This window comes from Psychrobacillus sp. FSL H8-0484, assembly GCF_038005325.1.
Lineage (GTDB): Bacteria > Bacillota > Bacilli > Bacillales_A > Planococcaceae > Psychrobacillus.
This window is the reverse complement of record NZ_JBBOSZ010000001.1, coordinates 3,111,509-3,125,331: the sequence shown is the minus strand read 5'-3', so window position 1 is coordinate 3,125,331 and position 13,823 is coordinate 3,111,509. Positions and strand designations below refer to the sequence as shown.

Here is a 13,823-nt window from a genome sequence, read left to right as displayed (position 1 = left end):
ATGCTTTTCAAATGGAAGAGTAAAAGGGGGCATGACTCTTATGGAAGAAACAATTAGTCTACAAGAACTATTTAAAGTAATAAAGAAACGTCTTGCACTCATCATATGTACATTTGTTTTAGCGGTAACAATTGCAGGCATAATCAGCTACTTTTTTCTGACACCGATTTACCAAGCATCAACACAAATTCTTATAAATCAGAAGGAATCCGATCAAAATCAATTTAACAGTCAAGACATCGATACAAATCTTCAATTAATCAACACATACAATGTCATTATAAAAAGTCCAGTTATTCTATCAAAAGTAATAGATAATCTGAATTTAAATATGACGCCAGATTTACTCAATAAAAAAATAACAGTTAATAGTGAACAAAACTCGCAAGTTATTAACGTTAGTGTAGAAGATACAGAATCGCAAAAGGCAGTCGATATCGCGAATATGACTGCCGATGTGTTTCAAGAAGAAATTCAATCATTGATGAATGTAGATAATGTCATCGTTCTCTCACCGGCCATTAACGTAAATGACATGTCTCCTGTTAAACCAAATCCAATACTTAATATGGCGATAGGTGCAGTAATCGGATTAATGCTTGGATTCGGATTGACCTTTCTCTTAGAGTATTTAGACACGACTGTAAAAACGGAGCAAGATATTGAAGAATTGCTTGAGTTACCGATACTAGGACTCATTAGCCCAATTTCTTACAAGAAAATAAAAAAACCAAAAGAATCGATTAGTCCCAATAGAAAGAGGGGATCAAAGCATGTTTAAAAAGCGTAAGAAAATGAAACAAATAGCTGCACGAAAGCTTGTGACGAGCGTTAGTCCTAAATCGATTGTTTCCGAACAATTCCGAACCATTCGGACAAACATTAACTTCTCGATGCAGGATAGGGGACTCAAGACTCTACTTTTTACTTCGTCATCTATAGGAGAAGGAAAGTCAACGACAGCAGCTAATGTTGCAATTGTTTTTGCAAAAGAAGGAAAAAGAGTACTCCTCATCGATTCAGATTTGAGAAAGCCGACAATGCATTATACGTTTCACAAGTCAATTTCGCCAGGATTAACTAACTTACTGTCAGGTCATGTGATTCTCGAACAAATAGTTAAAAGAACTGGAGTTAGTGGATTATACCTGATTACTTGTGGACCAATACCTTCCAATCCAGCAGAACTTCTTGGGTCGAGTTCAATGGATACCTTTATAAAGGAAGCAAAAGAAAATTACGACATGATTATATTTGATGCTCCTCCAGCCCTTTCCGTTTCAGATGCACAAATCCTTTCAAATAAATGTGACGGCACTATTCTTGTCATCAGCTCAGGGGCAACGGATAAGGGTAATGTTGTAAAAGCTAAGGAAGTACTCCAAGCTTCGAATGCAAATATTATTGGGACGATTCTTAACAACTTTAAACTTGAAAAGGATCATTACTATTACCAATATTACGGGGAAGTAGAGTGATAAAATGTGTACTTCTTCTTTGGGGCTGTTGTATTTAAAAGAGGTGTGAAATTGAATTACCCATTGAGATACTTCATATTTTTTATCATTGACTCATGTCTAGTTCTAATTGCAATTTGTATTAGTTATTGGTTAATGAGAGCCTCATCCAATTTAGTGCTGGATGCATTGGTCTTGGTCATTAGCTATCAGATTATGTCGTATTTTTTTCAATTGGATAGTCGCATTTGGAGAGCCGCTTCCATTCGAGAGTTGTTGGCGATCACTTACGGGGTAACCTTTGCTGTCACGTTAAAAAGTGTGATTCATTTTATTATCATCGGTGAAGTGTATTTTCGTGAACATGTCATTACTTGGCTATTACTGATGATATTAATCGGTGGATCGCGTTTTTGTTTACGCCTCATCCATGATCGAACTTCTTTTAAAAATAGAGGACGATTAAAGAGGGTACTAATTGTCGGTGCGGGAGAAGCAGGAATGATGCTTATTCGCAATATGAAGAGAAAGCAATCCCATGAATATGATGTGGTTGCGATCGTTGACGATAATCCATACAAACAAAAACTACGGGTGATGGACGTAAAGGTATATGGGACCACTAAAGACATTTCGCGTATTGTCCAAGAAAAACAAATTGATGTCATCATCTTAGCGATTCCCTCACTAGGTAAATTAGGGATTCAGGAAGTTTATAATCGCTGTGTGAATTTGAATGTAAAAATCAAAACGATGCCGAAAATTGAAGATGTGATGTTAGGTAAAGTAGCAGTTAATGATGTTCGACCGATTAAAATTGAAGATTTACTTGGTCGAGAAGAAGTGACACTTGACCTGCCGACGCTCTCGGATAAGTTATCAAAGAAAATAATCCTTGTGACAGGCGCTGGTGGCTCAATTGGGTCTGAAATTTGTCGACAAGTCGCGCAGTTTCATCCCAAACAAATCCTTTTATTAGGACACGGAGAAAACTCCATTTATACCATACACATGGAATTGTCGGAAAAAGCGGAATATGGTGCGATCGAATTTATTCCGATTATTGCGGATGTTCAAGATCGAGAGCGGATTTTTGAAATTGTCGAACACTATCGGCCAGATGTCATTTATCATGCTGCTGCACATAAACACGTTCCCTTAATGGAATGCAATCCGAGAGAAGCGGTTAAGAACAATATTTTTGGGACTATGAATGTCGCACAAGCTGCAAGTAGATATGGAGTATCGAACTTTGTCCTTATTTCGACCGATAAAGCCGTTAATCCAACGAATGTCATGGGGTCAACCAAACGAATTGCAGAAATGCTTATTCAAAATTTAGCAAGAACGAGTCAAACAAACTTAGCAGCAGTTCGTTTTGGGAATGTCCTTGGTTCACGTGGGAGCGTTATACCAAGATTTAGAGCGCAAATTGCTGCAGGTGGGCCTGTCACCGTAACACATCCTGAGATGACGCGTTATTTTATGACGATTCCAGAAGCATCTCGACTTGTGTTACAGGCGGGTGTCCTAGCGCGGGGCGGCGAAGTGTTTGTGTTAGATATGGGAGAACCAATTAAAATCGTGGATATCGCAAAGAACTTAATTCGATTATCGGGATTCAAAGAAGAGGAAATCGCCATTGAATTTACGGGCATTCGTCCCGGTGAAAAAATGTTTGAAGAACTGTTGAATGCCGAAGAAATTCAGGAAGAACATGTCTATCCAAATATTCATGTGGGGAAAGCGTATTCGCCAGAAGAAAACTTGTTGATGGCATTTTTGGCCGAAATTCAGGGACTTGAGATTGCTGAGCTAAAGCGACGAGTGATTGAAATGGCGAATGGGAAGTGGCAAGATGGTTGAGTTAAAGCGTTAGTCGAGTGGTCGAAGGATTTTTGGAAGTCTCTGTTTCTTTTAACATGGTTATTCTATCGGAAAAATATACTTTTACATGGGATGAAGGACCAAATTCTGGTCAAAAAAACCTTCATCAAGGGTATGAAGGGCATTCCGCATCTATATTCTGGTCAAAAAACTGTTCATAAAGGCTAATGAGGCCAATTCTCGCTCTGTGCACAAGCTAAATGGTCTTCAACCAGTGTATGAACGACATTCCGCAGCCTAAATCCAAAGCAAAAAACCGTTCATCTCATGAATGTTCATCATGCGCCTAGCAACTTCACACGGGTCACTCGCAATCACTTTACCCAGCGCGAAAACACAAAAAATGCAATACCTATAACGATTAGAAAGAAGGAATATCTTGTCAGGTATCCGGAACGAGAAGTCGAAGAGTGATGGGAATTCTCAACCAAATCCAAAGGCAGAGAAAATCTACCTTTCATCGCCCCATATGAGTGATGAAGGGTTTGAGATGGCATTTATTCAAGAGGCATTTGATACGAATTGGATTTCACCTCTCGGGGCAAATGTCGATCAGTTTGAGAAAGAGCTGACAGAAAAAGTGGGAAGTACATCTGCAGCGGCCCTTTCATCAGGAACGGCAGCTCTTCATTTGGCTCTAAAAGCAGCTGGCGTCGAGCAAGGAGATATTGTTTTCTGTCAGTCGTTAACTTTTTCGGCGACGGCCAATCCCATCATTTATCAAAATGCCACTCCAGTTTTTATTGATAGTGATGCTGAAACGTGGAATATGAGTCCTACCGCATTAGAAGAAGCGTTCCAGAAATATCCAAAGGTGAAAGCCGTCATAGTCGTACATTTATATGGGTTATCGGCGAATATGGACCCGATCGTCCGGCTTTGCAAAAAAAATCAGGTCGCGTTGATTGAAGATGCAGCGGAATCACTTGGAACATATTACAAGGGTACACATACTGGGACTTTCGGAGACTATGGAGTGTTTTCATTTAATGGGAACAAAATTATTACTTCTTCAGGCGGCGGGATGATAGTTTCGAACAATGCGGAGAGGATTGCCAAGGTTCGATTCTGGGCTACACAAAGTCGAGATCCAGAAAGGCACTATCAGCATAGCGAATTAGGATTTAATTACCGGATGAGTAACGTTGTAGCGGGAATTGGTCGAGGTCAGCTGAGAGTGCTAGACCAACGAGTGGAAAAGAAGAAATATATTTTTGACTTTTATCAAAAAGAGTTAAGCGGCCTGGATGGTGTGGAGTTCATGCCTATCCAAGACTGGAATGAACCGAATTATTGGTTAACTGCCTTGACCGTAAGCAGAAAAGTTCGGCCACTCGACATTATGGAAGCTCTTGAAAAAGAAAACATTGAATCAAGGCCTACGTGGAAGCCGATGCATTTGCAGCCCTTCTTCGAAAAATATGACTTTGTTGGCACCGATGTATCCAAAAAGTTATTTGAAAATGGTGTTTGTTTGCCATCCGATACAAAAATGACAGATGAGGACTTGGGTAGAGTTGTGAACACGATTAAAAAATTATGGGGTGCTTCAAAAAATTGAAAAAGAACATTTGGATCTTCAATCATTATGCCACCGATACGTTTAAAGACCTAGGGGGACGGCATTTTTGGTTTGCTGAAAACTTAATTAAATTTGGCCATCACGCTACCATTTTTTGTGCATCCACGATTCATAATACAGACGAGAATATCGATACAGTAAGTCATAAATACAAAACGGATGAAGTAAATGGCATTCCGTACGTATTTGTGAAGACACCTAGTTACGTCGGAAATGGCAAGCAACGCATAAAAAATATGATTGTATTCTATAAAAGTATTTTTCCTGTCGCAAAAGAGTATGCAAAAAGTCATGGGAAGCCTGATGTGATCCTCGCTTCGAGTGTTCATCCGCTAACCCTAATAGCGGGCATTAAACTCGCGAAAAAGTTTGGCATTCCTTGTGTTTGTGAAATGCGGGATCTATGGCCTGAGTCCTTAATCGAATATGGCTCGATAAAAAGAAATAGCTTAGTCGCCAATCTGCTATATCGTGGGGAAAGATGGATTTATAAAAAGTGTGACAAATTGATTTTTACGATGGAGGGTGGGAAAGATTACATAATTGAACGAGGGTGGAACAAAGAATGCGGCGGACCGATTGATTTAACGAAAGTGCATCACATTAATAATGGTGTTGATTTAGAGCGTTTCACTGAAAATATAAAGCGTTATATAGTAGTGGATCCTGATTTAAACAACCCCAAACTGTTTAAGGTTGTGTACACAGGATCGATTCGGAAGGCAAACAATGTAGATCGAGTTGTAGAAATTGCAGATATCATCCAGAAAAAAGGTGTTAATCATATAAAGTTTTTAATTTATGGGCGAGGAACAGAGAAAGAGAATTTAGAAAAATATTGTGTCGAACATGGAATTAAAAACATTCAATTTAAAGGGTTTGTCGATAAAAATCATATCCCGTATGTTCTCAGTAAGTCCGATTTAAATATTGTTCAGCTTTTTTCAGAAAACGGGCTCAAACGGTTTGGTACGAGTGTGAATAAAATGTTTGAATACTTTGCAAGTGGGAAACCAACGCTTTCAGGTTGTGAATATGGGTACGATCTCATTCAAAAATATCAATGTGGCATTGTGATCGATAATGCTAGTACGAATCAGCTTGCGGAAGCCATTATTAACCTGTCTAATATGCCTCAGGATGAAGTTGCAATTTATAGTCAAAATGCATTAAAAGCTGCACAAGACTATGATTTTAAAGTGTTAACTAGAAAGCTTGAACAGTTACTATAATTTTATAGATTGGTGGTCAGGATGGGCTCTTTAAAGGAAAAATGGATAAGAATCCTGGAAGGATTACTTCATCAATGATTTTACATCACCAAAATTTTTAGGTGGAGAATTTTCCTTAAATACAGATCTATGTGAGGATGTGATCTGTCTATTATTAATATTACATTTAAAAAAAAATATCTATATACACTATTCGTAATAATCGTTTTTAAAATGCTATTGGAATACGGTTACTTTTTATTTGTAAATCCAGTATTTGAATATGAAGGGTTTACTATTAAGATATCAATCTTTAAATTATTCGAATCTTACCTAGTAGTTTTCATCTTAAGTATTTTTATAATTAAATTAGAAAATCTAAGTTATCCAAGCAAAATTGTAGTATATGTACTGTTTATCAATTTATTTTTACCTATTTCATCACTTTATTGGTTACAGGATCATTCACGAGAATTTTTTCTAACCATTTCACTGTCATTTTTATTACTTTTTTATATTCTAGTAAAAACCCCAATGCTAAAACTTCCTACTTTAAAAGAGGGAAAAAATTTATCATTTTTAATATTATTTTTTTTAACCATCATTGTTTATGTTTTTTTAATCGTGACTGGTGGTCTACAAAGAATAAATTTTGATCTTTCAGATGTTTATTCAACTAGAGAAGAATTTAACACTAGTAGTGATAATCGGTTAATGGCTTATTTATTGCCTTGGCAAGCGCATATAACAAATTTGTTCTTGTTGATTTATGGATTGATCAGGAAAAATAGAATATTAGTTTTTGTTTCCTTAATTTTACAAATTTCAATTTTTGCGATGACAGGACATAAGAGTTATCTTTTTGCGCCTATTCTTATTTTTGGAATTTATTATTTCTTTAAAAAGGGTTATCAGAACAATATATTATTTTTTATCACATCTGCCTTAATATTTTCACTAAGTATTTTAGATATTTTGTACAGTATTTCTAATAACCCAAATATGTTATCACTCTTTTTAAGAAGGTTATTTTATGTTCCTGCACAGTTACATTTTTTATATTTTGATTTTTATGAGAACATGACTAAATATAAGTTGTCCGCATCTTTCCTTTCTTTTATCATTGATAATCCATATGGTACTAATCCAGTTTATTTAGTAGCACAAAAAGTATTTGGTAGAGACTTTAGCCCTAACGTAGGTATATTCGGGGATGCTTATTTGAATTTCGGAATAATTGGAATTCTACTTTTTATGTTGATCTTAGGGGGAGTATTAAAAATATTAGATAGTGTGTCAAAAAATACTCCATTAGTTTTATCAACTGGAATTATCATCATTCCTGGAACTGCACTAGTTGATTCAGCCCTATTTACTAGTCTTTTAACTCATGGAATAATAATTGCAATTTTTGTTATATGGCTAACTAATTCCGTGGTTAACAGACACGAAAAGACTTGATGGCAAGCTCAAAAAAAAATGATGGGTGGAAAAATGGAGACTATAAAGGAAAAATTGCTTAATAAGACAGCAACACTGGGGGTTATAGGGCTGGGTTATGTTGGTCTTCCTCTTGCTGTGGAGAAGGCAAAAGCGGGGTACCGGACAATCGGATTCGATATACAAGATTCTAAAGTAGTTATGGTGAATTCCGGTATCAATTACATTGGAGATGTTGTGAACGAAGACCTTGAACAAATCGTACAATCAGGCTACCTTACCGCCACCTCAGATTTTGCACAGGTTGCACAGGCAGATTGTGTATGTATTTGTGTGCCGACACCGTTAGACCTCTATAAGCAACCGGATATTAGTTATGTGAAAGCTTCGGCAGAGAGTATTGTTCCTTATATGCATAAAGGAATGTTAATCGTTTTAGAATCTACAACCTATCCTGGTACAACAGAAGAACTTCTTAAGCCGATTTTGGAATCATCGGGTCTGAAATGTGGGGTCGATTTCTATCTTGCGTTTTCGCCTGAACGAGTCGATCCTGGGAATTTACGCTATAAAACGAAAAATACCCCAAAAGTGGTTGGGGGAATGACTGCAAAATGTACGGAAATCGCAGCGAGTTTATATGAGAGCATTTTAGAAGCACCGATTCATCGGGTTTCATCACCTGCGATTGCAGAAATGGAAAAAATCTTAGAGAACACCTACAGAAATATCAATATTGGCCTCGTCAATGAATTAACCATTCTTTGTAACAGAATGGGCATTAATTTTTGGGAAGTGGTCGATGCTGCTGCAACGAAACCCTATGGATTTCAGGCCTTTTACCCAGGGCCAGGTTTAGGGGGTCATTGCATTCCACTAGATCCCTATTATTTGTCGTGGAAAGCGCGTGAATATGGGTTTCACACATCCATGATTGAGTCTTCCATGATGATTAATGACCGGATGCCGGAATACTGTGTGGAACGAGCAAGTAAAATCCTAAACAAGTCGAAAAAGGCGTTAAGTGCATCGCGCATTTTAGTCCTCGGTGTCGCGTATAAACAAGATATTGAAGATTATAGAGAAAGCCCGGCGATTCGAGTTATCGAAGTATTAGAAAAAAATGCTGCTGATGTGATCTATTATGATCCTTATATTTCAGAATATCGTGATGAACACGGTGTGATCAAAAAGGGTGAATCAAAATTAACTGCAGAGCTTATTGAAAGTGCTGATTTAGTAATGATCACAACTGCCCATACAAAGGTAGATTATGATTTCGTTCAGCAACATGCGAAGGCAATCTTTGATACGAAAAATGCCATGCAGAATGTTTTGAATCGGGAAAAAATCGAATTGTTGTAAGGGGAGACTAAATGGAGTTTACAACAAAAGCCTACATCGAGCTGCTGGAATTATTAAGACACAACGGGTATTACTTTTGTTTGTATCGCGAAAGTGAAACTGTCAAAAAATCGGTCATCATCAGGCACGATGTTGATTTCTCACTTGAAAAAGCACTAGAAATGGCCAGACTAGAACATGACTTAGCCGTGAAATCAACCTATTTCATTCTATTATCCACTAATTTTTATAATATCTTTTCAAAAGAATCCTTCGAAAAGCTAAAACAAATCCAGTCGTTAGGTCACGAAATTGGCCTTCATTTTGATGAAAAACGATATGATATTCAAACTATTGAAGATATGCAGAAATCTGTACAAATGGAAGCCGAAATTCTCGGTAACTTACTAAATACTGAAGTAAAAGTAGTTTCCATGCATCGACCTTCCAAACTCGTATTAGAAAATAATATTCAATTCCATCAAATCATCAATTCCTATTCCTCCAGATACTTTAAAAGTATGAAATACGTTTCAGATTCAAGAATGAAATGGCGGGAAAATCCAATTGAAACGATTGAATCTGGAAAATATGAAAAGCTGCACATTCTTACCCATCCTTTCTGGTATTCTACTGAAATTGAAACAATGGAAGTTAAGCTAAAGGAATTCCTCAAACAATCGATTAGTGAACGATATGATTTTATGTATGACAATTTCACCGCATTAGATCAAGTGATTGATTGGAAGGAGATAACAGGGTGATTCGTATAAAAGATATCACAGACTTTTTAGATACTAAAGAAATGCCCTACACATTTATCGGTGATTCAGAACTCACGATTCATAGCTGTGTTTCCATTGAAAAAATTGCTGCCAATTTAATTTCATGGATTAAAGACGAGAAAAAAATGCAAGCCATTATGGGAAAAGACATTACAAATTCGCTCATTGTCTCACTAAAATTTGATACAAGTTCTTTTGAGAAGGCAAACTTTATTTTTTGTGACAATCCAAAAGCCGTGTACTTTACGATACTCAATCAATTTTTTCATGAAGAGACGAAGGTTGAATTTATTAGTGCAACATCGGTTGTTGAAACGAGGAGTATCGGTAAACAGGTTTACATTGGTCACCATTGTTATATTGGGCCAGAAGTTGTGATTTCAGACAATGTACGAATCGAAAATAATGTTTCGATCCAAGGTAAAGTCAAGATTGGAAAAGATACAATCATTCGTTCAGGTGCTGTGATTGGTACTGATGGGTTCGGGTATTTTGAAAATACTGACGGGATCAATGTTAGAGTTCCCCATTTTGGCGGTGTGATCATTGGCGAAGATGTGGAAATTGGGGCGAATACATGTATTGACAGAGGAACGTTAGGGGATGTGGAAATCGGGAATCATGTAAAAATTAACAACCTTTGTCACATCGCCCATAATGTCATCATTGAAGATCATGTCATGATTGCCTCTTTGGTCAATATCTCTGGAAGTGTGTGGATTAAGAAAAATGTTTATATCTCTCCTGCAGCGACGATTCGAAATCAAGTAACCATTGGCACCAATAGTTTAATCGGCTTAGGTTCGGTCGTCGTTAAAGATGTGGAGGATAATGTGGTGATTGTCGGTGTGCCTGGAAAAAAAATAAGAAATCGTGAGGGTGAGAAATGACGAACTTACGATTTGCCATCATCGGTTGCGGGAGGATTTCACCGAATCATCTGGCCGCTGCTATTCAAAATAAGTTAGACATTGTCGCCATTTGTGATCTCGATGAAAAGAAAATGGAGCAGACCATTTCAACATTTGATTTAGGGGTTGCAGTAACTAAATATACGGATTATCGACAGATGCTGGCAATTGAAAAACCTGATTTAGTGGCGATTTGTACAGAAAGCGGGAAACATGGACAAATTGCATTGGATTGTATCGATTCGGGAAGCCATTTGATTATTGAAAAACCCATCGCGCTTTCTTTAGAAGAAGCTGATCAGATTATTGAAAGGGCAGAGGCGAAAAATTTAAAAGTAAGTGCTTGCCACCAAAATCGGTTTAATAAATCGGTTCAAAAATTGAGAGAAGCAGTAGAGGCAGGTCGTTTTGGTAGACTACTTCACGGAACAGCCCATATCCGCTGGAACCGAGGAGAGGACTACTACATCCAGGCACCTTGGCGAGGGACTTGGCAGCAAGACGGTGGGGCGCTCATGAATCAATGCATTCATAATATTGATCTTTTGAGGTGGATGATGGGTGACGACATTGTAGAAGTTGTTGGAATGACGGATAATTTAAAGCATCCATTTATCGAAGCGGAGGATCTTGGGATTGCATTAGTACGTTTTGCGAATGGTAGTTATGGTGTGATTGAGGGGACAACAAACATCTATCCTCAAAATTTTGAGGAAACGCTCTATGTGTTCGGGGATCAAGGCACCGTCAAAATCGGTGGGAAATCGGTGAATATTATTGAAGAATGGCTGTTTGCGGATCAATTGGACGATTCACAGGAAGTAAAAGCCAAGTATCTCGAGAATCCGCCAACCGTTTATGGGTTTGGTCATACGCCACTCTATGCTGATGTGATCGAGGCGATTGAGCAGGACCGTGAGCCATATGTGACCGCTGAGGATGGGAGAAGAGCATTGGAACTCGTGCTCGCCATTTATAAGTCAGCAGCTGAAAAGAAAAGTGTCCAACTTCCACTTGAGAAGGCGAGTACATTGGATTTTATTAATTTATTTCATCGAGTTAGTGAAAGTGGGCAGGGGTATGACTGACCTCGAAAAGTATCGGCAGTTCAGCGAGCAGGAAACAACCATTCCGTTATTTTCAAAAGGTTGGTGGATGGATGCGGTTTGTCCGAATGATTGGGATGTGATCTTAATTGAAGAAAACGGCGAAATCCGTGCGTCCTTGCCATACTATCTCCAACAGTCCAGAGACGTGAAAGAAATTCGAAAAGCAACATTAACCCAAACTAATGGCATTTGGATGCGTTATCCCCCAGATCAAAAATACGAAAGAAAACTGACGTATGAAAAAAACATGATGAATACCATCATAGATGAAATCGAGAAACTGGGGTTAACAAAATACCAACAATACTTTCATTATTCTGTGACGAACTGGTTACCTTTTTTATGGCGTGGGTACTCGCAAACAACAAGGTATACGTATGTCATACACCATACTTCTAATCTTGATGAAGTCTATCAAAATTTCAATTCCAATATACGAAAGAATATAAGAAAAGCCGAGAAAACTTTGCAGGTTTATGAAGGTCTTGGAATCCATGAATTCTATCATTTAAATAAACTGACGTTTGAGAGGCAAAACTTAGAAATCCCGTATTCATTTGAAACGGTTTCGAGAATTGATGAAGCATGTGAACAAAGAAATGCTAGGAAAATCTATTATTGTTCGGATGAGCAACATCAAATTCATGCCACAGCTTATTTTGTTTGGGATGACGAGACGGTTTATTATTTAATGTCCGGTTCAAATCCTGACTATCGAAACAATCAATCATTAACTTTACTCATTTATGAGGGAATTAAATTAGCGAGTCGGTTGAGTCGGAAGTTTGATTTTGAAGGAAGCATGAAGAAAAATATTGAGCAGTTTTTCAGACAATTTGGTGCCGAGCAAATGCCTTACCATAATATTTATAAAGTCTTCTAGTGTTACGGACGTATTGGGTTTTCCGGGTGGATTATGTGTAGATTGGAGAGTGGCTATGCAATTTCGAGATTTACAGGCTCAATATCAGACCTATAAACATGAAATCGATTCAGCGATTCAAGGTGTTTTGTTTCATTCCAATTATATCGAAGGAAGAGAAGTAAAGGAACTCGAAAAAAGATTAGCTAATTATGTAGGTGTTAAGCATTGCATCACGTGTGCGAATGGAACAGAAGCGATGACTCTCGTGCTAATGGCGTGGGGAATTGGGGAAGGCGATGCAATATTCGTTCCGGATTTAACTTTCTTCTCAACTGGAGAAGTCGTTTCGTACTGTGGTGCAACACCGGTGTTTGTCGATGTATGTAAAGATACCTTTAACATGGATCCAACGCAACTAGAGAAGGCCATTGTTAAAACGTTGAAAGAAGGGAAAGTCACACCAAAAGTGATTATTCCTGTTGATTTATTTGGGTTACCTGCTGATCATCTTGAAATCGAGCGTATCGCAAAGAAATATCATTTACATGTAATAGAAGACGCTGCCCAAGGCTTTGGGGGTAATATTCATGGGAAACGAGCATGCAGTTTTGGTGATGCCGCAACAACTTCTTTCTTCCCAGCGAAGCCTTTAGGTTGTTATGGAGATGGTGGGGCAATTTTTACGGATGATGATGAATTAGCAGAGTTGTTAAAGTCTTTGAAGGTTCATGGAAAAGGCGAAAATAAGTACGACAATATTCGCATTGGGTTGAATTCGCGACTTGATACGATCCAAGCAGCCATTTTACAAGTCAAGCTTGATGCGCTCATCCAGCATGAATTGGATGACGTAAACCGAATTTATCAACTTTATAATGAAAAATTGAGTGGAATGGTTGATACACCTGCCATCCCCGATGGATTTTTTTCTAGCTTTGCTCAGTATACTATTAAGCTTAAGAATAGGGAGCAACGGTATCAGTTACAACAACATCTCAATAAGAACGGGATTCCAAGTATGGTGTATTACGTGAATCCAATGCATAAACAAAAAGCATTTGTACATTTACAATTTAATGAAGAAGATTTTCAAGTTACTAACGAGCTTTGTGATTGTGTTCTGTCGTTACCAATGCATCCATATTTGAAGGAAACGGATGTAGAACTTGTAGCAAAAGTGGTTTCAGACTATATCAAGAAGAGCAACTTATAGACGAGACAAATAGTGGAAT

12 protein-coding genes are annotated in these 13,823 nt (G+C 37.8%); all 12 read left to right on the top strand.

From position 1 onward, the window contains the following. Positions 1-40 precede the first annotated feature (40 nt). Entirely contained in the window at positions 41-781 is a 741-nt protein-coding gene (locus MHH81_RS15275) for a YveK family protein (protein WP_340922704.1), read from the top strand. Beyond that, entirely contained in the window at positions 774-1,478 is a 705-nt protein-coding gene (locus tag MHH81_RS15270) for a CpsD/CapB family tyrosine-protein kinase (RefSeq protein ID WP_340922701.1), read from the top strand. Before MHH81_RS15275 ends, MHH81_RS15270 begins: the two co-directional genes overlap by 8 nt. Positions 1,479-1,523: 45 nt before the next feature. Then, positions 1,524-3,323, top strand: coding sequence for an SDR family NAD(P)-dependent oxidoreductase (locus tag MHH81_RS15265; protein ID WP_445678100.1), 1,800 nt, complete (start codon positions 1,524-1,526; stop codon positions 3,321-3,323). Positions 3,324-3,813: 490 nt separating this feature from the next. After that, a complete protein-coding gene (locus tag MHH81_RS15260) occupies positions 3,814-4,905 on the top strand; it encodes a DegT/DnrJ/EryC1/StrS family aminotransferase (RefSeq protein ID WP_340925274.1) in 1,092 nt (363 codons plus the stop codon). Then, positions 4,902-6,158 (top strand): glycosyltransferase family 4 protein, encoded by a 1,257-nt coding sequence (locus MHH81_RS15255; protein WP_340922696.1) that lies wholly within the window; start codon positions 4,902-4,904, stop codon positions 6,156-6,158. Before MHH81_RS15260 ends, MHH81_RS15255 begins: the two co-directional genes overlap by 4 nt. 213 nt (positions 6,159-6,371) lie before the next feature. Next, complete coding sequence (locus MHH81_RS15250; RefSeq protein WP_340922693.1) at positions 6,372-7,598, top strand: O-antigen polymerase; 1,227 nt, start codon at positions 6,372-6,374, stop codon at positions 7,596-7,598. Between the two features lie 33 nt (positions 7,599-7,631). Further along, a complete protein-coding gene (locus MHH81_RS15245) occupies positions 7,632-8,942 on the top strand; it encodes a nucleotide sugar dehydrogenase (protein ID WP_340922690.1) in 1,311 nt (436 codons plus the stop codon). An 11-nt stretch (positions 8,943-8,953) separates the two neighbouring features. Next, on the top strand, positions 8,954-9,685 hold the full coding sequence (locus tag MHH81_RS15240) for a hypothetical protein (RefSeq protein ID WP_340922688.1): 732 nt from the start codon (positions 8,954-8,956) through the stop codon (positions 9,683-9,685). After that, positions 9,682-10,596: a UDP-3-O-(3-hydroxymyristoyl)glucosamine N-acyltransferase gene (locus tag MHH81_RS15235; RefSeq protein WP_340922686.1), complete on the top strand. Its 915-nt coding sequence runs from the start codon at positions 9,682-9,684 to the stop codon at positions 10,594-10,596. Before MHH81_RS15240 ends, MHH81_RS15235 begins: the two co-directional genes overlap by 4 nt. Further along, a complete protein-coding gene (locus MHH81_RS15230; protein WP_340922684.1) occupies positions 10,593-11,705 on the top strand; it encodes a Gfo/Idh/MocA family protein in 1,113 nt (370 codons plus the stop codon). Before MHH81_RS15235 ends, MHH81_RS15230 begins: the two co-directional genes overlap by 4 nt. Continuing rightward, positions 11,698-12,609 carry a GNAT family N-acetyltransferase gene (locus MHH81_RS15225; protein ID WP_340922680.1) on the top strand — a complete coding sequence of 304 codons (912 nt, stop codon included), beginning with the start codon at positions 11,698-11,700 and terminating at the stop codon, positions 12,607-12,609. The genes MHH81_RS15230 and MHH81_RS15225 overlap by 8 nt, the downstream gene beginning before the upstream one ends. A 55-nt stretch (positions 12,610-12,664) precedes the next feature. Continuing rightward, complete coding sequence (locus MHH81_RS15220) at positions 12,665-13,804, top strand: DegT/DnrJ/EryC1/StrS family aminotransferase (protein WP_340922678.1); 1,140 nt, start codon at positions 12,665-12,667, stop codon at positions 13,802-13,804. The last annotated feature ends 19 nt before the right edge of the window (positions 13,805-13,823 follow it).

Coding starts and splice junctions, on each gene's coding strand:
- MHH81_RS15250 (WP_340922693.1), top strand. CDS start 6,372: ATGCTATTGGAATACGGTTACTTTTTATTTGTAAATCCAGTATTTGAA.
- MHH81_RS15240 (WP_340922688.1), top strand. CDS start 8,954: ATGGAGTTTACAACAAAAGCCTACATCGAGCTGCTGGAATTATTAAGA.
- MHH81_RS15220 (WP_340922678.1), top strand. CDS start 12,665: ATGCAATTTCGAGATTTACAGGCTCAATATCAGACCTATAAACATGAA.
- MHH81_RS15245 (WP_340922690.1), top strand. CDS start 7,632: ATGGAGACTATAAAGGAAAAATTGCTTAATAAGACAGCAACACTGGGG.
- MHH81_RS15225 (WP_340922680.1), top strand. CDS start 11,698: ATGACTGACCTCGAAAAGTATCGGCAGTTCAGCGAGCAGGAAACAACC.
- MHH81_RS15270 (WP_340922701.1), top strand. CDS start 774: ATGTTTAAAAAGCGTAAGAAAATGAAACAAATAGCTGCACGAAAGCTT.
- MHH81_RS15275 (WP_340922704.1), top strand. CDS start 41: ATGGAAGAAACAATTAGTCTACAAGAACTATTTAAAGTAATAAAGAAA.
- MHH81_RS15260 (WP_340925274.1), top strand. CDS start 3,814: ATGAGTGATGAAGGGTTTGAGATGGCATTTATTCAAGAGGCATTTGAT.
- MHH81_RS15230 (WP_340922684.1), top strand. CDS start 10,593: ATGACGAACTTACGATTTGCCATCATCGGTTGCGGGAGGATTTCACCG.